Genomic DNA, 20,054 nt, shown 5'->3' on the forward strand with positions numbered 1-20,054 from the left:
GTGCCTCGTTCTGTACGCTCTGGAAAGTGACCGAACGGACTCTCGTACTGATCAAGCCCGACGGCGTCGAGCGCCGGTTGGTGGGCGAGATCGTCAACCGCATCGAGCGTAAGGGCCTCGCCATCGCGGCGCTCGAACTCCGCTCCGTCGACCAGGAACTGGCCGCCCGGCACTACGCCGAACACGAAGACAAGCCGTTCTTCGGGTCCCTGCTGGAATTCATCACCTCGGGCCCGGTGGTGGCCGCGATCGTGGAGGGACCGCGGGCCGTCGCCGCGTTTCGGCAGCTCGCCGGGGGCACGGACCCGGTGGACAAGGCCACGCCCGGCACGATCCGGGGCGATTTCGGGCTGGAGACGCAGTTCAATCTGGTGCACGGCTCGGATTCGGCCGATTCGGCCAAGCGCGAGATCGCGCTGTGGTTTCCCGACGCGTAGCGGTCCCAAAGCTCGGGGGTCGTCGGGTCCGCGGCGTGATGTGGGATACTGGCAGCGGGTGAACGTCGCCGGACCGGCGTCGGACACTCGGATGAAGACTTGGACAAGCGCGACAATCGCCGTCACGTGATATGGCGCAGCATGTCAGGCCGTCATTCAGCACGGCGCCGAGTGGGTTCGACACGAGCCGCTCGGGGCGAGGCCATTGACAAGTCCGGGAGAAGTGACCCGGGCACATAGCGCAGCCCTCGCGTGGCCGCGTCGCAACGACGCGCCCGGGGGCTTGAGGAGATTACGTGGTAGACGGTGCCCCAACTTCAGACACATCTCGCGAGCCGACGCCGCCGGAGGACCTGCCGAACCGCCTGAGGGTTCATCAGCTGGCGCGAGCGCTGGGCAGCACCAACAAAGAGGTGCTGGAGGCGCTCGTCACCCTCGACGGGCAGATGCGCAACGTCCAGTCCGGCGTGGACCGCGAGGACGCGCTGCGGGTGCGCGACCTGCTGTTCGCCAAGCCCGCGGTGGACGTCGTCGACGAACCGCCGTCGGGGGAGGCCGAGCCCGCACAAGGCACCGAGAGCGCCGAAACCGCCGCTGACCGTCCGCATTACATGCCGCTGTTCGTCGCGCCGCAACCGGTGGAGACCGGGCAGCGAGCCGTCGGCGAGGACGACGACTCCGACGACACCGACGACTCCGACTCCGACTCCGACGACAACGACGACGAGCAGGGCGATCGACCGGCCAACCGCCGCCGTCGTCGTGGCCGCCGCGGCCGGGGCCGCGGCCGCGGTGAGCAGGGCGGACCCGACGGCCAGGGCGACACCGGTGACGACGGCGACACCGACGGTTCCCCGGATTCCGACGACTCCGACGACTCGGACGACTCCGACGACGGCGACTCCGGAGACGACGAGAACGGTTCGTCGGAGGGTGGCAGCCGCCGGCGGCGCCGGCGGCGCCGCCGCAAATCGGGTTCCGGCGACGACAACGACGAGTCCGCCTCGCCCGACGACCCGCCGAACACGGTTGTGCACGAGCGTGCCTCGCGCGGCGGCAAGGGCTCCGACGGTTCCGGTAACAGCAGTGGCGGGGCCGAGATCAAGGGTATCGACGGCTCGACCCGGCTGGAGGCCAAACGGCAACGGCGCCGTGACGGACGCGACGCGGGGCGGCGCCGCCCACCGGTGCTGACCGAGGCCGAGTTCCTGGCGCGCCGTGAGGCCGTCGAGCGCGTCATGGTGGTGCGCGACCGGGTCCGCACCGAACCACCGCACCCCGGTGCGCGTTACACCCAGATCGCGGTGCTCGAAGACGGCATCGTCGTCGAGCATTTCGTGACGTCGGCCGCCTCGGCGTCGCTGGTGGGCAACATCTACCTCGGGATCGTGCAGAACGTGCTGCCGTCGATGGAGGCGGCCTTCGTCGACATCGGTCGCGGTCGCAACGGCGTGCTCTACGCCGGTGAGGTCAACTGGGAGGCGGCCGGACTCGGCGGGTCGGACCGCAGGATCGAACAGGCCCTCAAGCCCGGCGACTACGTCATGGTCCAGGTCAGCAAGGACCCGGTCGGGCACAAGGGCGCGCGGCTGACCACGCAGGTGTCGCTGGCGGGTCGCTTCCTGGTCTACGTGCCGGGCGCGTCGTCGACCGGGATCAGCCGCAAACTGCCCGACACCGAGCGTCAGCGACTCAAGGACATCCTGCGCGAGGTGGTGCCGTCGGACGCCGGGGTGATCATCCGCACCGCGTCCGAGGGCGTCAAAGAGGAGGAGATCCGCAAGGACGTCACGCGTCTTCAGGAGCGCTGGAAGCAGATCGAAGCCAAGGCGGCCGAGACCAAGCAGAAGGCCGCCGGCGCCGCGATCGCGCTCTACGAAGAGCCCGACGTGTTGGTCAAGGTCATCCGCGACCTGTTCAACGAGGACTTCTCCGGCCTCGTCGTCTCCGGCGACGAGGCGTGGAAGACGATTAACGATTACGTCGATTCCGTTGCGCCCGAGCTGGTTTCGAAGCTGACCAAATACGAGCCCGCCAGCGCCGAGGGTCCGGACTTGTTCGCGGTGCACCGCATCGACGAACAGCTGGCCAAGGCGATGGACCGGAAGGTGTGGCTGCCCTCGGGCGGCACCCTGGTGATCGACCGCACCGAGGCGATGACGGTCATCGATGTCAACACCGGGAAGTTCACCGGGTCCGGGGGCAACCTCGAGCAGACGGTCACCAAGAACAACCTGGAGGCGGCCGAGGAGATCGTTCGCCAGCTGCGGCTGCGCGACGTCGGCGGCATCGTGGTGATCGACTTCATCGACATGGTGCTGGAGTCCAACCGTGACCTGGTGCTGCGCCGGCTGACCGAGGCGCTGGCCCGCGACCGCACCCGCCACCAGGTGTCCGAGGTGACCTCTTTGGGGCTGGTGCAGTTGACCCGCAAGCGGTTGGGAACGGGCCTCGTCGAGGCGTTCTCCAGCTCGTGCCCGCACTGCGGTGGCCGCGGGATCGTGCTGCACGCCGACCCGGTGGACTCGGCGCCGGCCAACGGGCGCAAATCCGAATCCGGCGGTCGGCGAGGCAAGCGATCGAGGAAGAACCGGTCCGAGGAGCCCGCCGGCCAGCCCGCGGTGGCCAAGGTGCCCGTGCACGCTCCCGGTGAGCATCCGATGTTCAAGGCGATGGCGGCGGGGTCGTCGGCCGGCGCCGGGCGCGACGACGACGAATCCGACGAGTCGGGCGAGGAGCTCAACGGCGAGGGCGGCGGCCCGACGGAGGAGCGGCGCGCGGCCGGCGCGGACGACGTGGACCGCGAGGACTTCGACGAGGGCGACGACGAGGAGGACCTCGACGACGAGGAGGAAGACCTCGGCGACGACGAGGACCTCGACATGGAGGACGAAGACGAGGATCTGGACGACTCCGACGAGGACGACTCCGACGACTCCGACGACGACGAGGACGACTCCGACGACGAGGACGGCGACGACGACACCGCGTGGGCTGCCCGTCGTCCGCGGCGGCGACGCGCGGCCGGCCGGCCGGCCGGCCCGCCGATCCAGCTGGACTGATCGGGGAGTGCGTCCGGTTTGACCCTGTAGCCGCTGGTCACGTACCCTTGGTCAGTTGTCGCCGGGCGGGGCGAGCAGACCGGCCCGGCTAGAGCGGGATTTCCGGGCGATCGGCACGGACCCGCACCCAGACCCACCACGCACACCGCCGGTGGCATGCGCGCGAAGCGCGGCAAAACAGAGGCGAGAAAGAGGCAGGAGCAACGATGGCGACCTACGCAATCGTCAAGACGGGCGGCAAGCAGTACAAGGTCGCCGTCGGGGATGTGGTCAAAGTCGAGAAACTCGAGTCCGAGCCCGGCGCCCAGGTGTCGCTGCCGGTCGCGCTCGTGGTCGACGGCGCCACCGTCACCACCGAGGCCGCGGCGCTGGCCAAGGTCGCGGTGACCGGCGAGGTGCTCGAACACACCAAGGGCCCCAAGATCCGTATCCACAAGTTCAAGAACAAGACCGGCTACCACAAGCGCCAGGGCCACCGTCAGCAGCTGACGGTCCTCAAGGTCACCGGAATCAAGTAGCGAAGGCGGCAGACATGGCACACAAGAAGGGTGCTTCGAGCTCGCGCAACGGCCGCGACTCAAATGCTCAGCGGCTGGGCGTCAAGCGGTTCGGCGGCCAGGTCGTCCAGGCCGGCGAGATCCTGGTCCGTCAGCGCGGCACCAAGTTCCACCCCGGCGTCAACGTCGGGCGTGGCGGCGACGACACGCTGTTCGCCAAGGAGGCCGGCGCGGTCGAGTTCGGGATCAAGCGGGGCCGCAAGACGGTCAGCATCGTCGCGGAGGCCTGACGGGCGGACGCCTGGCTTTCCCGGGCAGCCTGCAGCCGCGAAACGTCGATCTCGGGTCAACTGGTTGCCGGGGTAGGTGAGAGGATTTTCGATGCCCCGGTTCGTCGATCGCGTCGTCGTCCACACGCGGGCCGGCTCCGGCGGTAACGGCTGCGCGTCGGTCCACCGCGAGAAATTCAAGCCGCTGGGCGGTCCCGACGGCGGTAACGGCGGCCGCGGCGGCAGCGTCGTGTTCGTCGTCGATCCCCAGGTGCACACGCTGCTGGACTTTCATTTCCGGCCGCACATCACCGCGCCGTCCGGCAAGCAGGGGATGGGCAACAACCGCGATGGCGCCGCGGGCCAGGATCTGGAGGTCAAGGTTCCCGACGGCACCGTCGTGCTGGACGAGAACGGCCGGCTGCTGGCCGATTTGGTCGGCGTCGGCACCCGCTTCGAGGCGGCCGCCGGCGGCCGCGGCGGTCTGGGCAATGCCGCGCTGGCATCGCGCGCCCGTAAGGCACCCGGCTTCGCGCTGCTCGGTGAGCCCGGCCAATCCCGCGACCTGACACTGGAGCTCAAGACCGTCGCCGACGCCGGGTTGGTCGGGTTCCCGTCGGCGGGGAAGTCCTCGCTGGTGTCGGTGATCTCGGCGGCCAAACCGAAGGTCGCCGACTATCCGTTCACCACCCTGGTCCCCAACCTCGGTGTGGTCTCGGCCGGTGAGCATGCGTTCACCGTCGCCGACGTGCCCGGCCTGATCCCCGGCGCGTCCCAGGGCCGCGGTCTGGGCCTGGACTTCCTGCGCCACATCGAGCGGTGCGCGGTGCTGGTGCACGTGGTGGACTGCGCCACCGCCGAACCGGGTCGCGACCCCATCTCCGACATCGACGCGCTGGAAGCCGAACTCGCCGCCTACACGCCGACGTTGCAGGGCGACGCTGCGCTGGGTGACCTCGCCGAACGACCCCGCGCGGTGGTGCTCAACAAGATCGACGTCCCGGAAGCCCGTGAGCTGGCCGAGTTCGTCCGCGACGAGATCGCCGAGCGGGGCTGGCCGGTGTTCCCGGTGTCCACGGTCACCCGCGAAGGCCTGCAGCCGTTGATCTTCGGTCTGTGGCAGATGATCTCGGCCTACCGCGCCGCCCAGCCGCCCGCCGTGACGCGCCGGCCGGTGATCCGGCCGGTCCCCGTCGACGACAGCGGCTTCACCGTCGAACCCGACGGACAGGGCGGTTTCGTCGTCACCGGCGCGCGGCCCGAGCGCTGGATCGGCCAGACCAACTTCGACAACGACGAGGCCGTGGGTTATCTCGCCGACCGCCTGGCGCGCTTGGGCGTCGAAGACGAACTGCTGCGGCTGGGCGCCCGGCCGGGGTGCGCGGTGACGATCGGCGAGATGACGTTCGACTGGGAGCCGCAAACGCCCGCCGGGCGCCAAGTTCCCATGTCCGGGAGAGGCACCGACGCGCGGCTGGAGCGCACCGAGCGCATCGGCGCCGACGAGCGCAAGGCCGCCCGGCGCCGCAGGCGCGAACGCGGTGACGACTCGTGAGCGAGCACCGCGAGGCCATCCGGTCCGCCCGCAGCCTGGTGGTCAAGATCGGGACCAACGCTTTGACCACGTCGTCCGGTGTGTTCGACGCCGGCCGGCTGGCCGGACTGGCCGATGCCATCGAGGCGCGCATGAAGGCCGGCACCGACGTCGTCATCGTGTCTTCGGGAGCCATCGCCGCGGGCATCGATCCGCTCGGCCTGTCTAGGCGCCCAAAGGATTTGGCGACGAAGCAGGCGGCGGCCAGCGTGGGGCAGGTCGCGTTGGTGAGTTCGTGGAGCGCGGCGTTCGCCCGGTACGGCCGCACGGTCGGGCAGGTGCTGCTGAGCGCGCACGACATCTCGATGCGGGCCCAGCACACCAACGCCCAGCGCACCCTGGACCGGCTGCGGGCCTTGCACGCGGTGGCCATCGTCAACGAGAACGACACGGTGGCCACCAACGAGATCCGGTTCGGCGACAACGACCGGCTGTCGGCCCTGGTGGCCCACCTGGTCGGCGCCGAGGCGCTGGTGCTGCTGTCCGACATCGACGGCCTCTACGACGCCGACCCCCGCACGACCGAGGGCGCACGGTTCATCCCGGAGGTATCCGGCGCGGCAGACCTGGACGGCGTGGTCGCCGGCCCGGGCAGCCACCTGGGCACCGGCGGAATGGTGTCGAAGATGTCGTCGGCGCTGCTGGCCGCCGATGCCGGGGTCCCGGTGCTGCTGGCCGCCGCGTCCGACGCCGCGACCGCGCTCACCGACGCCTCGGCCGGCACGGTGTTCGCCGCCCGGCCCAATCGCATGTCGGCCCGCCGGTTCTGGGTGCGCTACGCCGCCGAGGCCGCCGGCGCGCTGACCCTCGACGAGGGCGCGGTGCGGGCGGTGGTGGGCCAGCGCCGATCGCTGCTGGCCGCCGGTGTCATCGCGGTGTCGGGCCGGTTCTACGCCGGCGACGTGGTCGAACTGCGGGGCCCCGACGCGGTGATGGTGGCCCGCGGTGTCGTCGCCTACGACGCCTCCGAACTGGCCACGATGATGGGCCGCTCGACCTCGGCGCTGCCCGACGAACTGCGCCGCCCACCAGTGCACGCCGACGACCTCGTCGCGGTGAACGGCCCCGTGGGATTGGTCAGTTGAAGGGGTTGCTGTTGGCCTGCCAGGCCGCCGATTCGGGTCGCGGCCCGTAACGGCGCGCGTAGTCCTCGTGCATCTGCGCTTGTTTCTCGTGCTTGAGCGCATCGACCAGGTTCGGGTCGAGCCCGTGCTGCGCCAGCCGGTGCCGCCGCCAGACCTTGTTCAGGGCCAGCGACACCAGCAGCGCCCAGATGTAGACCGGCACGGTCATCTCGGTGTGCACGTACAGCGACGCGGGCAGCAGCCAGAACGGGGCGAGGACGAAAAGCGGTGGTATCGACCACCGGATCATGTGCCTGCGCACGGCGCCCGGGCCCGCCAGGTCGTCGGCGACCCAGGCGCGCATCGAATCCGGAAGGCACCGGCCGTACGAGTAGGCGATGTATTGGAACAGGTTGGGTTTGTCGCTGGCCATCGTGGCTCCTAGGGGCGGGGATTTGAGGACTGCAGAGCGCCGGCGGCCAGGGCCGCGGAGTTGATCCGGGTCAGCACCTGGTGCAGGTGCTGAAGTTCGGCCAGGTCGACGCCCAGGCGCGCGACGACGGCGGACGGGACGTCCTGCGCGCGTCGACGCAGGGCCACGCCGCGGTCGGTGAGGTGCACCGCGGTGGAACGCTCGTCGGCCGGGTTGCGGCTGCGGGTGATCAGGCCGAGCGCGTCCAGGCGTTTGAGCATCGGCGACAGCGTGGCCGAGTCCATCTGCAACATGGCGGCGATCTCCTTGACCGCCAACGGTTTCCGCTGGCCCGGCGATGCCTTGCGATGATCCCAGAGTGCGAGCATCACCAGGTACTGCGGGTGGGTGAGCCCCAACGGCTCCAGCAGGGGCCGGTAGACGGCCAGGACGGCCCGGTTGGTGATGCTCAGCGCGAAGCAGACCTGCTGTTCGAGGGCGAGCGGGTCGATTTCCGGCGCGGGCTGGGCCACATACACATCGTACGCTAATAGTTAGTGTGCTAACCAAGTTGCGCTGGTCACACGGGGCCGGTCATGGCGCCCCAGTCGGCTTGAGATACAAAGCTCCCCAGACTATTTCGGCGAGCGTGCTGGCCAGCTCCGCGTCGTAGTCCGGGGGCTGGTCGGGCAGGTTCTGCTGGCAGGCCCGCTCGACCATCCAGGTGAGCGCGTTGGCGGTGGTGGCCGCGGGAAGTTCCCGGCGGATCGAGCCGTCGGCCTGTCCTTCCTCGATGACACCGGTGAGTCGCTGTGAGACGGCCGTCAGCAATTCGCGGTAGGTCTGGGCCGTCAACGGGTCGTAGCCGGCCATCTCGTTGAGCGCGACCAGCACCGGCTGGTGGCGCCGATAGGCGTCGATGATGCCGGCCATTCCGGCGCGCACGTCCTCCGGATTGTGCCGCCAGGCCACGTCCCACCAGCGTTCGGCGCCGGTGGCCAGGTCGGCGAACACCTGGCCGGCGAGGCGGCGAAGCAGGTGGCCCTTGTCCTCGAAGTAGACGTAGAAACTCGCGCGCGAGATGCCGGCCTCGGTCGACAGCCGGTCGACGCTGAGTTCGGTGAAGCTGGCGCCGGCGCGCATCAGCCGGTCGGTGGCGTCGAGCAGGCGGCGCTCCATCCGCTCCCGCCGCTGCTCGCGGCCCTCCTCGCGCCGGCCCTGCGGCTTGCGGGTCACCGACGGCATTCGCCCAGCATAGCCACCCGATCGACACCTTGACTAGACATAGTGTCTAGGCATAGTGTCGGCGTTACGATGTGACTGGCGTCATGGGAAGGGTCTCGACGATGACGGTGATGGCAGGGAAGCCCGGCACGAACCGCGCCTACGACCCGATCGATCTGTCCTCGCGCGCGTTCTGGTCGAAGACCGCCGCCGAGCGGGAACGCTCGTTCGCCGTGCTGCGCGCCGAACGCCCGGTGAGCTGGCATCCCCCGGTGGAGGACGCGCTGATGCACGACCCCGACGACCGGGGCTATTGGGCGGTCACCCGGCGCGCCGACATCGTCACGGTCAGCCGCGGCAACGAGGTGTTCCTGTCCGGCAAGGGGGTGATGTTCGAGAACATCCCCGTGGACCTGCTCGAGGCCTCGCAGTCCTTCCTGGCGATGGACCCGCCGCGGCACACCAAGCTGCGCAAACTGGTCAGCGCCGCGTTCACCCCGCGGCAGGTTCGTCGTATCGAGGACTCGATCCGGACGAACGCCCACGCCATCGTCGGCGAGCTGCGCGCCGCCGGGGGTGGCGTCGATTTCGTCGAGCACTGCGCCAAGCAACTGCCCATCCGCACGCTGTCGGACATGGTGGGTATCCCGGAGTCGGAGCGCGAGCGGGTCGCGCAGGCCGCCGACGCGCTGGTGTCGTGGGCCGACCCCGTCTACCTCGACGGCCGTGACCCGATGCAGGTGCTGGTCGAGAACCAGGTGTACCTGCACCAGGTCGCCGGCGCACTGGCCGCCGAGCGCCGCGCCCGGCCCGGCGACGACCTGTTCAGCGCCCTGGTGAACGCCGAGGTCGACGGCGACCGGCTCACCGACGCGGACGTCTCGGCGTTTTTCGTACTGCTCTCGGTGGCCGCCAACGACACCACCCGCCAGACCACCAGCCACGCGATGAAGGCGCTCACCGACTTTCCCGCCCAGCGCGAATGGCTGCGCGTGGCGTTCGAGGACCGCATCGGCACCGCGGTCGAGGAGTTCATCCGCTGGGCGTCCCCGGTGATGAGCTTCCGCCGCACGGCCGCAACGGATTTCGAACTGGCCGGCCAGCAGATCGAGGCGGGGGAGAAGGTGGTGATGTTCTACCCGTCGGGCAACTGGGACACCGACGTGTTCGACCGTCCGGACCGTTTCGACCTCGGCCGCGACCCCAATCCGCACGTCGGTTTCGGTGGCGGCGGTGTGCATTTCTGCCTGGGCGCCCATGTGGCCCGGGCGCAGCTGCGCGCCATCTTCGGGGAACTGCTGCGTCAGCTGCCCGACATCCAGGCGGGGGAGCCCTCGTACGTGCCGGGCAATTTCATCCACGCCATCCGCAGCATGCCCTGCGACTTCTAGGGGCTCGGCAGTGGCGCCACCGCCCCGCCCAGTTCGCACGCCAGCAGGGTCAGCAACTCCGAGCATCCGCCCTCGACCTTGACGTCGGCCAGGTCGTCACCGCGGGTGCGGCCCCGGTTGACGATGGCGACCGGAATGCCGAGCGCGGCGGCGCGCCGCACGAACCGGTAGCCGGAGAACACGGTCAGCGACGAACCGGCGACGAGCAGGGCATCGGCCCGCTCAACCAGTGAAAAGGCTTGGGAAACGACGTGTTCGGGCACGCTCTCGCCGAAGTAGACGATGTCGGGTTTGAGCATGCCGGCGCAGCGCGGGCAGTCCAGGTACCGGAACGTCGTCGTGTCGGCGACGACGGCGTCGGCGTCGGGAGCCACCGCCAGGCCGCCGAGCGCCCCGGCGCGCGCCAGGAAGCCGGGGTTCAGTGCCTCGAGTGCGTCGGCCAGCGCGGCGCGGCTCATGGTGTGGCCGCAGCCCAGGCAGACCACCCGCGCGTAGGTGCCGTGCAGGTCGATCACGTTGACGCTGCCTGCCCTGGTGTGCAGCAGATCGACGTTCTGGGTGATCAGGCCGGTGACGACGTCCGCGCGCTCGAGGGCGGCCAGCGCCCGATGGCCCGCGTTGGGCAGCGTGTCGGCCATGTGGCGCCAGCCGACGTGGTTGCGCGCCCAGTAGCGCTGCCGGAAGGCCGGATCCGACGTGAACTGGCGGATGGTCATCGGGTTGCTCGGCGGTGAGTCGGGGCCCCGGTAGTCCGGAATGCCGGAGTCGGTGGAGATTCCCGCGCCCGTGAGCACGGCGACGCGGCGACCGGCCAGCAGCGCGACCAACTCGGGCGATTCTGCGCGGGCGATCACCTCTTCGAGGTTAGCGGCCCCGCGCGCTTCGCGAGTGCGTGCCCGCACGCTCGGCGGTCAGCTCAGGCATTCCGCCGCGGTCGTGAGCTCCGCGGACAGGTTGCGCTGCATCATCTTGAGAGCCGCCTCACCCAACTCCTCGTAGATGTGGGCGACCGCATCCGTGGGGACCACGACCGGGAAATGGCGCAGGTAGGCGTCGAGCGCGCTGTAGAAGATGCACTGCTCGGTGACCTGCCCGGTCAACACCAACCGCTTGGTGCCGCGGCGGTGCAGAAGATACTCCAGCGCCGTCCCGAAGAACACGCTGTGGCGGACCTTGGTCAACAGCCGGCAGCCCTCGGCCGGCACGATCGGCTTCACCAGGTCGGGCCGTTCGCCGCCGAGTGCGGATTCGACGATGTCGGAGAACTCCACGCTGAAGTCGCCGTAGTTGTCGTTGACGTAGATCAGGTCGACACCGCCGGATTCGCGCGCGCGGCGGACCAGATCCGACAGCGGCTCGATGATGTTGCCGACATTGGGTATCAGTTCTTCGGCGTCGGGGTGCCGATAGGTGTTCATCATGTCGACGACCAAGACGGCGGTGTCACTCATGGGGCAACGTGTACCCGGCAAACCGGTGCTGACACCACCTGGGCGAGAATGGGGAAGCGATGGACTTCTACAACAGCTACAGCCAGGGCTTCGTCCGCGTCGCCGCGTGCACCCACCACACCACGATGGCCGATCCGGCGGCAAACGCCGCGTCGGTGTTGCGGCTGGCGCGCGAGTGCCACGACGAGGCCGTCGGCCTGGCCGTCTTCCCCGAGCTGACGCTGTCTGGCTATTCGATCGAGGACATCCTGCTGCAGGACCAGCTGCTCGATGACGTCGAAGCGGCCCTCGCCGAGGTCGTGACGGCCTCGGCCGACCTGTTGCCCGTGCTGGTGGTCGGCGCCCCGCTTCGGCGCCGGCACCGTATCTACAACGCCGCGGTGGTGATCCACCGCGGCGTCGTGCTCGGCGTGGCGCCCAAGTCCTACCTGCCCACCTACCGGGAGTTCTACGAGCGTCGCCAGATCGCGCCCGGCGACGGCGAACGCGGCACCATCCGCATCGGCGGCCCCTCCGGCCCGATCGAGGCCCCGTTCGGTCCCGACCTGCTGTTCGCCGCGTCGGACCTGCCCGGCTTCGTGCTGCACGTCGAGATCTGCGAGGACATGTTCGTGCCGATTCCGCCCAGCGCGGAGGCGGCCCTGGCGGGGGCGACGGTGCTGGCCAACCTGTCCGGCAGCCCGATCACGATCGGGCGCGCCGAGGACCGTTGCCTGCTGGCGCGTTCGGCGTCGTCCCGGTGCCTGGCCGCCTACGTCTACGCCGCCGCGGGCGAGGGCGAATCGACCACCGATCTGGCCTGGGACGGCCAGACCATGGTGTGGGAGAACGGCGTGTTGCTCGCAACCTCCGAGCGGTTCCCGCGGGGGGAGCGGCACAGCGTCGCCGACGTCGACACCGAGCTGCTGCGCTCCGAGCGGCTGCGCATGGGGACGTTCGACGACAATCGGCGCCACCACCGCACGTTGGCGGAGTCGTTCCGGCGCATCGAGTTCCGGCTGGATCCGCCGGGCGGCGACATCGGCCTGCGCCGTGAAATCGAGCGCTTCCCCTTCGTTCCCGCGGACGCGCAACGGCTGCAACAGGATTGCTACGAGGCCTACAACATCCAGGTCGCCGGGCTCGAACAGCGGCTGCGCGCCCTGGACTACCCGAAGATCGTCATCGGGATCTCCGGCGGGCTGGACTCGACGCACGCGCTGATCGTCGCCGCGCGCGCGATGGACCGCGAGGAACGGCCGCGTGCCGACATCCTGGCGTTCACGCTGCCGGGCTTCGCGACGGGGGATCGCACCAAGCGCAACGCGATCGAGCTGTGCCGCGCGCTGGGCGTCACCTTCTCCGAGATCGACATCCGCGACACCGCTGCGCTGATGCTCAAGGAGATCGAGCACCCCTTCGCGCGCGGCGAGAAGGTCTACGACGTCACCTTCGAGAACGTGCAGGCCGGGTTGCGCACCGACTACCTGTTCCGGCTGGCCAATCAGCGCGGGGGGATCGTGCTGGGCACCGGCGACCTCTCCGAGCTGGCGCTGGGCTGGTCGACCTACGGTGTCGGCGACCAGATGTCGCACTACAACGTCAACGCCGGTGTCCCCAAGACGCTGATCCAGCACCTGATCCGCTGGGTGATCTCCACGGGGGAGTTCGAGTCCGAGGTCGGTGAGGTGCTGCAATCGGTGCTCGACACCGAGATCACTCCGGAGTTGGTGCCCAGCGGGGAGGAAGAAGAGCTGCAGAGCAGCGAGGCCAAGGTCGGGCCGTATGCGCTGCAAGACTTCTCATTGTTTCAGCTGTTGCGCTACGGATTCCGGCCGTCGAAGGTCGCGTTTCTGGCCTGGCACGCGTGGCACGATCCCGGCCAGGGCAACTGGCCGCCGGGATTCCCCGCGGAGAAGCGACCGACCTATTCGCTGAAGGAGATCCGGCACTGGCTGCAGGTGTTCGTGCAGCGCTTCTATTCGTTCAGCCAGTTCAAGCGGTCCGCCCTGCCGAACGGCCCGAAGGTGTCCCACGGCGGGGCGCTCTCGCCGCGGGGCGATTGGCGGGCCCCGTCGGACATGTCGGCGCGCATCTGGCTGGACGAGATCCAGCGCGAAATACCCGAGGAGTAGGCCGCGCAAGCTCAGCGCTCGTAGGTGCCGGTGAGCGTGCCCCGAGCCAGCAGGTGGCCGCGCATCGCAACCAACAGGGCCTTGGCCGAGTCGACAACGGCGGGTATCGGTTCGTCGATCGCGAACACCTGAAACCGGTAGCGGTGGGGTCCGTGGCCGGGGATCGGGCGCGGCCCGGTGTAGCCCCGATGCCCAAGATCCGCTCGCAGGAAACGCATTCCGGCGCTGCCCGGGCGCAGCGAACCCGCGGCGGCTTCGCGCACCGTCGGCTCGATCACCGCGACGGTGTGCAGCAGCGGCCGGTGCAGTGGGACGTCGACATCGTCGATGACGAGCACCACCTGCCGCGTCCCGGGCGGCAGCCCCTCCCAGCGTAGCGGCGGAGAGATGTTGTCTCCGACCCCCTTTCCTGCGCTGGACGGCGGCATGGCCGCGCCGTCGCCGAATGCCGAACTCGTCACGCGGATGGAGGCGGGAGCGTCGAACGCGCTGCCGGCCAGTGGGCTTCGGTGTTCGCCCGCGCGGGCGCCGCGCAGCAGCCGGCCCACCAGCGCCATCACGCGCCGCTTCCGGCGCCGCGGATCGCCACGCTGGAAGACCGCATCAGATCGCCCAGTTCGGCGGGCAGGTATCCCTGCTCGACCAGCCGGGGCAGCACCCCGCCGCCTTCGAGGATCTCGAGGATCAGCCCGGGCAGCGTCGGCACGGTGCCCGAGGCTCCCGTGGTGTCGTTGCGCCACGTTCCCGCGCTCAGGTCGAAGGTGCCCCGGTCGCCCTCGCGGAACAGCGAGGTCGCGTCGGGGATCGTCATCGCGGGCAGGCCGGCGTTGACGGCGTTGCGAAAGAACAGCGAGTTGAACTCCTCGGCGACCAGCCCGGCGACGCCCAGTTCGGCGAACAACACCGCGACCGGGCGCGACGACCCCAGCCCGAAGTTCTTGCCGGCCAGCACGACGTCGCCGGGGGGGACCTCGTCGGTCCAGCCGGGGCGGACCTGGTAGAACACGTGCCTGGCCGCCTCCGCGGGCTCCATTTTCAGCGCGTAGCCCGGATACATGTCGTCGGTGTTGAGGTTGTCGCCGAACACCCAGACCTTTCCGCTGAATGCCACCGTCATGCCGTCACGCTCCTGGGGTCGGTGATGTATCCGGCGATCGCCGAGGCCGCGACGGTCGCCGGGGAGGCCATGAAGATTTCTGCCTCGGCGCTGCCCATCCGGCCGGTGAAGTTGCGGGTGCTCGACGTGATGCACACCTCGCCGGGACCCACGACCCCCATGTGGTAGCCGAAGCAGGCGCCGCAGGTGGAGTTGGTGACGACGCCGCCCGCATCCGCGATGTCCTGCAGGTATCCCAGCCGCATGGCCTCGCGGTAGACCGCCTGCGAGGCGGGGGTGACCAGGAGCCGCACCCCGGGGGCGACGCTCTTGCCGCGCAGCACTTCCGCGGCGATCCGCAGGTCCTCGAGCTGTCCGTTGGCGCACGACCCGATGAACGCCTGGTCCACCTTCTGCCTGCCCAGCCGCGACACCGGCAGACCGTTGCGGCTGACGGTGCCCGGCCGCGCGACGTAGGGTTCCAGCGCGGACAGGTCGACGTGGCGGACCTCGCGGTATGCGGCGTCGGGATCCGGTGCGGCGGCGTCGTATCCGGTGATGCCGCGCTCGTCGAGGAATGCCGTCAGGACCTCGTCGGGCTCGAAGGTGCCGAAGTCGGCGGAAACCTCGGCGCACTGCGTCGCGATGGTGCGCCGGTCGTGCATCGGGATGCCGGCCAGCCCGGGCCCGCCGAACTCCAGGTTGAGGTTGGCGGCGTCGCCGTATTCGTCGGCGAGATAGAGGAAGACGTCCTTGCCGCTCACGCCGTCCGGCTTGGCGCCGCCGAATTCGTAACGGATGGTCGGCGCGACCTGAAACCACGTCGTTCCGGTGCACATGATCGAATACACCTCCGCGGGACCGAGTCCGCGGGCCGCCGTGTTGTACGCGCCGGCGGCGCAGGTGTGGGAATCGGCGCAGGCCAGTATCTCTCCGGGCCGCGCCAGGCCGTTCTCGGCGATCACCTGATGACAGATCCCGTGCCGGCCGACGTCGTAGAAGCGCTCGATGCCGAAGTCGGCGACGAACTTGCGGGCGTGCGTTCCGCCCGCGGCGTCCTTGACGGTCGGGGCCGGGACGGCGTGGTCCATGACGACCGCGAGCTTGGCGGGGTCGTGGATGCGGTTGGGCGCGAGCCACATGGTGGCGAACTGCAGGTCGATCAGGACGGTCATGTCAACCTCGACCACGACGGTGTCCCCCGGTGACACCGAGCCCAGACCGGCCTTGCGGGCGAGGATCTTCTCGATGACGGTCATGCCCATGAGGTGTCCCGGTGCGCGTAGCGGTCGTCGAGGGCCAGCCACTCGGCCATGCCGACCAGATCGAAGAAACCGGCGGGGCTGCTGGGCAGGTGGGCTGCGAGATCGCTGCCGTTGAGTTCGCAAAGGCTCTGCAGCATGCCGAACGTCGCCTGCATCAGCAGGTTGCCGGGATGGATGGCGATGGCGTAGCCCAACTCCCGCAGTCGCGACGCCGACTGCAGCGGCGTCATGCCGCCCAGCACGAGGTTGATCAGCAGCGGCGCGTCGACTTCGGCTGCGATGCGCTCGATTTCGCCGGCGTCCTGCGGCGCCTCGACGAAGATGACGTCCGCGCCCGCGCGCGCGTAGCGGTTGGCGCGCTCGATTGCCTCGTCGAGCCCGAGCGGGGCGCGGGCGTCGGTGCGGGCCACCACGAGCAGGTCGTCGTCGGACCGGGTGTCCAGGGCGGCGGCGAGGGTCTGCTCGAACAGCGCCGCGTCGACGACCCGTTTGTCCGGCAGATGGCCGCACCGTTTGGGGAAGACCTGGTCTTCCAGCTGGATCGCGGCCACCCCCGCCGCGTCGTAAGAACGCACCGTGCGCACCACATTCCGCGGTGCGCCGTAGCCGGTGTCGGCGTCGGCGATGAGCGGGATGTCGCCCAGCGCGTCGGCGATCATCGCGGCCCGCCCCGCCATCTCGGTTGCCGTGACCAGCCCGATGTCGGGCAGGCCGAAACCGGACGCCGCCACACCGGCCCCGGTCATGTATGCGGCGACATGGCCGGTCCGTTTGGTCAGCTGTGCGGAGATCCCGTCGAAAACGCCCGGCGCGACGATGAGTTCGCGCTTGTCGAGCAGCTCCCTGAGACGTCGGCGGGCCGGGGTGGTAGCCACAGCAGGTTCCTTTCAGTCCAAGGCGCCCGCCACCGGAGCGGCGAGCAGTTCGGCCAGATGATCGGTGTCGTCGAGTTCGTCCAGACCGAGCACCGCCCGTTCGATCGCATCGGCGCGGGCGCGGTCGGTGACCCGGTCGGCGAGCGCGTGGAACTTCGCGACGAGTTCGTCGTCGGTGACGGGGTCGGTGGGCGCGCCATGCGGTACGTCGACGCGGACCCGGTGCACGGCGCCGTCGACGGTCGTCACCGCCAGCTCGGTGCGGAACTTCTCGGTCATCGCGGCGCGGGCCGGCGATTCGTCGAGGTGGACCGTGGTTGCGGCGATCAGCGACCAGATGTCGTCGGCGTCGCGGCGCGCCGGGGCGAACTGTTCGGGCAGCACGTTGCCGTCGAGCAGCGCTGCGGCGGTGACGTAGCCGATGTTCATCTGCGCCCCGATCGGCGTGAGCGGTCGCTCCGGCGGCCACCAGCCGTGCTTGTAGACGGTCTCGCCGACGGTGATGTCGACCGTTGAGATGTTCTCGGGCGCAACGGATTCGCGCAGCCGTCTGGCGGCATCGATCGCTGCGTGCAGGCCACCCATCGCGGCGTAGGACTTGACCATGATGCTCGTCGTCTCCCAGCGCCGGCCCAGCTGGCCGGTGAGCAGCGCGGCGTCGGGTTCGTGGCCCTCGCCGAACACGCTGAGGAAGCCGCCGTATTCGCGCTCGAACACCCGCTTGATGCCGGTGTAGCCGGCCGCCGCCAGGCCCGCGGCGTAAAAACCGTTGCGCGCGGCCAGACCGTGGTGCATGCGTTTGCTCATGGCCTCGTACTGCGCGGCCATCAGCCCCGACGACTGGGTGGCCGCCAGCCCGAGGGCGTCTTCGAGTTGTGCGGGCGGCAGTCCGCGCAGCTTGCCCGAGGCCATGGCCGCCGAGTGGGTGCCGAAGACCGACCCGGAGTGCCAGCCGCGGTCGAGCATCTGGGTGCCGTGCAGGGTGTAGCCGACGCGCGGCCCCACCTCGAACCCGGCGATCGACGCGAGCAGCAGTTCGGCGCCGGTGATCGTTCCCGGCCGGGTCGCGGCCGTCGACAGCAGGGCGGGGATGACCAGCGAGCAACTGTGCAGCGGCGCGAGGGGATGGAAGTCGTCGAGCTCGAAGCCCTGGATGAACGTGCCGTTCAGGATCGCGGCGCCGGGTGCGCCGGTGGTGCGGCCGGTGCCGATGACGACCGTGTCGCCCCCGCCTTCCATGCCGAGTACCGCGTCGGTGGCGAGCCGAGACCAGGGCAGCCGCGCGCCGACCAGGGCGCAGCCCAGGCCGTCGAGCAACAGGTGCTTGGCGCGCCGCGCGACCGGGTGTGGCACGTCGTCGAGGGTGAGCCCGGCGACCCAGGTGGCCAGCCGTCCGGTGGGCCCCGCCGGGTCGGTGGCGGCCGGCTGCGTCACCGCCGTCATCGGCCACCCCTTTCCCGTTAGTTGTTATATACATATAACAACTAACGAAGCGGGCGCAAGGGGCCGGGTGTGGAAATATTCATGACCGTGGACAAGGCCGGCGACAGGGCGGCACCGGTGTCCGCCGCTGCGGGCGTCCCGCTGCACCGGCAGCTGTTCCTGGTGCTGCACGACGAGATCGACCGCGGCGTGCTGGCCCCCGGCGACGCGCTGCCCACCGAGCAGACCCTCTGCGGGCAGTTCGGGGTCTCCCGCATCACCGTGCGCCGGGCGCTGGCGGACCTCGCCGAGCGGGGCTACATCGAGCGCCGCCACGGGGTGGGGTCCTTTGTACGCCCGCACGGCGCGGCCGACGTGTCGTCGGCCGGCAGGTCCTACATGGCGGGCCTGCGCCAGACCCAGTTCGAAACCGACGTGGAGGTGGTCGAACTCGGGGCCCGCCGCCCCCCGCAACCCGTCGCCGAGGCGCTCGAGACGTCCGGCGACCTGCTGCACATCGTGCGGGTGCGGCGGCAACGCAGGACCGGCGAGCCGTTGATCGTCAGCGAGGCCTGGCTGCCCGGGGAACTCGCCGGCACGCTGACGGAGTCCGCGCTGCGGCGCGCGCCCCTCTACCAGTTGTTGTCCGACGCGGGGATCGTCGCGGACCGGGTGCGCCATGAGATCACCGCCGAGATCGCGGGCCCGCGCAACGCCCGCCTGCTGGACACGGCGATCGGCGCCGCGCTGCTGCGCGTCAATCGGCTGGTGTTCGTGGGCGGCGCGCCGCACCATCACCTTTCTGCCCTGCTGTCGCCCGGCCGCAGCCGCGTGCTGCTGAGTCAGACCGCCGACGAACTCGAGACGGCCGACGGCCTGACGATCGCCCACGACGTGCGCCGGGACTAGCCCGAACGCCGCTCGCGCAGGGCCGCGTCGATCGCCGCGGCGTCCGGGGCGCAGTCGCCGGCGCCGCGCACCAGCGTGGCGAGCGCGCCTGCCGTGCACGCGCGCCGCAACGCGCGCAGCCGCTCGGCCGCCGCGCCGGGGTGGGGCGGCCAGTTCGCCGCCAGCACCCCGGCGAACACGTCGCCGGCCCCGGTGGTGTCCACCGCGTCGACCGCTGGGGCGGGCACCGTGAACTCGCCGTCGGTGCCGGCGTACCGGGCGCCCCGCGCGCCCAGGGTGGTCACCAGATGGTCCGGCCGCCAGCGCCATTGGCGTTCCTCGTCTTCGTTGACGATCACCACGTCGGCCAGCTCCGCCAGTTCGGCCAGCGCGCCGTCGTCCCGGCCCGCCGGCGACGCGTTGACCAGGACGACCGACCCGGCCGAGCGGGCCGCGCGCGCCGCGCCCAGCGCCGTCGCGACCGGAATCTCCAACTGGGTCAACAGCACGTCGCAGTCGGAGATCACCGTGCGCACCGTCTCGTCGGACGGCGAGAGCCGCCCGTTGGCGCCCGGAGCGACGACGATGGTGTTCTCGGCGCCGGTGTCGACCACGATGATCGCCGTGCCGCTCGGACCGGGGACCGCGACGGTCCCGTCCAGCCCGACGCCGTTGGCCGTCAAATGCGCCCGCAGCTGTCCGGCCGCGGCGTCCTCGCCGAGCGCGCCGACGAACTGCACCTGTGCGCCGGCCCGCGCCGCGGCGACCGCCTGGTTGCCGCCCTTGCCGCCGGGGGCGTGGCTCGACGACGACGCCAGCACCGTCTCGCCCGGACGCGGGAGGGCTTCGACGCCGAACGTCAGATCCATGTTCACGCTGCCAACCACACACACCCGCGCCATTCCCGCGACGGTAGTCGCGCCGGGCGGGGAGCGTCGCTTTGCGGCAATCGCCAATATCTGCGGGTCGGCGCGTTACTCTGCTGCGTGAGCG

At 70.3% G+C, this 20,054-nt stretch carries 20 protein-coding genes; 9 read left to right on the forward strand and 11 right to left on the reverse strand.

The window, feature by feature from the left end; genetic code table 11:
* Positions 1 to 26 precede the first annotated feature (26 nt).
* The 6 genes from ndk to proB all read left to right on the forward strand — a co-directional run bounded on the left by ndk (position 27) and on the right by proB (position 6,944).
* Positions 27 to 437, forward strand: coding sequence for a nucleoside-diphosphate kinase (ndk, locus tag AB8998_RS10570; RefSeq protein WP_369737897.1), 411 nt, complete (start codon positions 27 to 29; stop codon positions 435 to 437).
* A 296-nt stretch (positions 438 to 733) separates the two neighbouring features.
* Positions 734 to 3,499 (forward strand): ribonuclease E, encoded by a 2,766-nt coding sequence (gene rne / locus AB8998_RS10575; protein ID WP_369737898.1) that lies wholly within the window; start codon positions 734 to 736, stop codon positions 3,497 to 3,499.
* Positions 3,500 to 3,705: 206 nt separating this feature from the next.
* Entirely contained in the window at positions 3,706 to 4,017 is a 312-nt protein-coding gene (rplU, locus tag AB8998_RS10580) for a 50S ribosomal protein L21 (protein ID WP_369737900.1), read from the forward strand.
* 14 nt (positions 4,018 to 4,031) lie between these two features.
* A complete protein-coding gene (gene rpmA / locus AB8998_RS10585; RefSeq protein WP_369737901.1) occupies positions 4,032 to 4,286 on the forward strand; it encodes a 50S ribosomal protein L27 in 255 nt (84 codons plus the stop codon).
* A 91-nt stretch (positions 4,287 to 4,377) separates the two neighbouring features.
* Entirely contained in the window at positions 4,378 to 5,820 is a 1,443-nt protein-coding gene (obgE, locus tag AB8998_RS10590; protein WP_369737903.1) for a GTPase ObgE, read from the forward strand.
* On the forward strand, positions 5,817 to 6,944 hold the full coding sequence (proB, locus tag AB8998_RS10595; protein ID WP_369737904.1) for a glutamate 5-kinase: 1,128 nt from the start codon (positions 5,817 to 5,819) through the stop codon (positions 6,942 to 6,944). The genes obgE and proB overlap by 4 nt, the downstream gene beginning before the upstream one ends.
* Here proB and AB8998_RS10600 read toward each other — a convergent pair.
* From AB8998_RS10600 to AB8998_RS10610, 3 genes are all read right to left on the reverse strand, one after another.
* A complete protein-coding gene (locus tag AB8998_RS10600) occupies positions 6,937 to 7,356 on the reverse strand; it encodes a DUF5313 domain-containing protein (protein ID WP_369737906.1) in 420 nt (139 codons plus the stop codon). The genes proB and AB8998_RS10600 overlap by 8 nt on opposite strands.
* A gap of 8 nt (positions 7,357 to 7,364) precedes the next feature.
* On the reverse strand, positions 7,365 to 7,868 hold the full coding sequence (locus AB8998_RS10605; protein WP_369737908.1) for a MarR family winged helix-turn-helix transcriptional regulator: 504 nt from the start codon (positions 7,866 to 7,868) through the stop codon (positions 7,365 to 7,367).
* Positions 7,869 to 7,929: 61 nt separating this feature from the next.
* Positions 7,930 to 8,580 carry a TetR/AcrR family transcriptional regulator gene (locus AB8998_RS10610; RefSeq protein ID WP_369737910.1) on the reverse strand — a complete coding sequence of 217 codons (651 nt, stop codon included), beginning with the start codon at positions 8,578 to 8,580 and terminating at the stop codon, positions 7,930 to 7,932.
* Between the two features lie 101 nt (positions 8,581 to 8,681).
* Here AB8998_RS10610 and AB8998_RS10615 point away from each other — a divergent pair, with 101 nt between their 5' ends.
* Entirely contained in the window at positions 8,682 to 9,950 is a 1,269-nt protein-coding gene (locus AB8998_RS10615; protein ID WP_369737911.1) for a cytochrome P450, read from the forward strand.
* Here the strand turns inward: AB8998_RS10615 and AB8998_RS10620 are convergent.
* Positions 9,947 to 10,804, reverse strand: coding sequence for a Sir2 family NAD-dependent protein deacetylase (locus AB8998_RS10620; protein WP_369737913.1), 858 nt, complete (start codon positions 10,802 to 10,804; stop codon positions 9,947 to 9,949). The genes AB8998_RS10615 and AB8998_RS10620 overlap by 4 nt on opposite strands.
* A gap of 57 nt (positions 10,805 to 10,861) precedes the next feature.
* The gene (locus AB8998_RS10625; protein WP_369737915.1) at positions 10,862 to 11,401 is read right to left on the reverse strand and encodes a cysteine hydrolase family protein; all 540 of its coding nucleotides are present in this window, start codon (positions 11,399 to 11,401) and stop codon (positions 10,862 to 10,864) included.
* A gap of 59 nt (positions 11,402 to 11,460) precedes the next feature.
* Between AB8998_RS10625 and AB8998_RS10630 the strand changes: the two genes are divergently transcribed.
* Positions 11,461 to 13,515, forward strand: a complete 2,055-nt coding sequence (locus tag AB8998_RS10630; protein ID WP_369737916.1) for an NAD(+) synthase — start codon at positions 11,461 to 11,463, stop codon at positions 13,513 to 13,515.
* A gap of 11 nt (positions 13,516 to 13,526) precedes the next feature.
* Here AB8998_RS10630 and AB8998_RS10635 read toward each other — a convergent pair whose 3' ends face one another.
* Genes AB8998_RS10635 through AB8998_RS10655 form a run of 5 tightly spaced genes read right to left on the reverse strand, consistent with a single transcriptional unit; the run spans position 13,527 to position 18,194 of the window.
* A complete protein-coding gene (locus AB8998_RS10635; RefSeq protein WP_369737917.1) occupies positions 13,527 to 14,072 on the reverse strand; it encodes a YbhB/YbcL family Raf kinase inhibitor-like protein in 546 nt (181 codons plus the stop codon).
* Entirely contained in the window at positions 14,072 to 14,632 is a 561-nt protein-coding gene (locus tag AB8998_RS10640; RefSeq protein ID WP_369737919.1) for a LeuD/DmdB family oxidoreductase small subunit, read from the reverse strand. The genes AB8998_RS10635 and AB8998_RS10640 overlap by 1 nt, the downstream gene beginning before the upstream one ends.
* Positions 14,629 to 15,876 carry a 3-isopropylmalate dehydratase large subunit gene (locus AB8998_RS10645; protein WP_369737921.1) on the reverse strand — a complete coding sequence of 416 codons (1,248 nt, stop codon included), beginning with the start codon at positions 15,874 to 15,876 and terminating at the stop codon, positions 14,629 to 14,631. The genes AB8998_RS10640 and AB8998_RS10645 overlap by 4 nt, the downstream gene beginning before the upstream one ends.
* A complete protein-coding gene (locus AB8998_RS10650) occupies positions 15,867 to 16,751 on the reverse strand; it encodes an isocitrate lyase/PEP mutase family protein (protein ID WP_369737922.1) in 885 nt (294 codons plus the stop codon). The genes AB8998_RS10645 and AB8998_RS10650 overlap by 10 nt, the downstream gene beginning before the upstream one ends.
* A 12-nt stretch (positions 16,752 to 16,763) precedes the next feature.
* A complete protein-coding gene (locus tag AB8998_RS10655) occupies positions 16,764 to 18,194 on the reverse strand; it encodes an MmgE/PrpD family protein (protein ID WP_369737923.1) in 1,431 nt (476 codons plus the stop codon).
* An 81-nt stretch (positions 18,195 to 18,275) separates the two neighbouring features.
* Between AB8998_RS10655 and AB8998_RS10660 the strand changes: the two genes are divergently transcribed.
* Complete coding sequence (locus tag AB8998_RS10660; RefSeq protein ID WP_369737925.1) at positions 18,276 to 19,082, forward strand: GntR family transcriptional regulator; 807 nt, start codon at positions 18,276 to 18,278, stop codon at positions 19,080 to 19,082.
* Here AB8998_RS10660 and AB8998_RS10665 read toward each other — a convergent pair.
* The gene (locus AB8998_RS10665) at positions 19,079 to 19,963 is read right to left on the reverse strand and encodes a ribokinase (protein ID WP_369737926.1); all 885 of its coding nucleotides are present in this window, start codon (positions 19,961 to 19,963) and stop codon (positions 19,079 to 19,081) included. The genes AB8998_RS10660 and AB8998_RS10665 overlap by 4 nt on opposite strands.
* Positions 19,964 to 20,054: the final 91 nt, after the last annotated feature.

Origin of the sequence: Mycobacterium sp. HUMS_12744610, from assembly GCF_041206865.1 — a bacterium.
GTDB classification, from domain to species: domain Bacteria; phylum Actinomycetota; class Actinomycetes; order Mycobacteriales; family Mycobacteriaceae; genus Mycobacterium; species Mycobacterium servetii.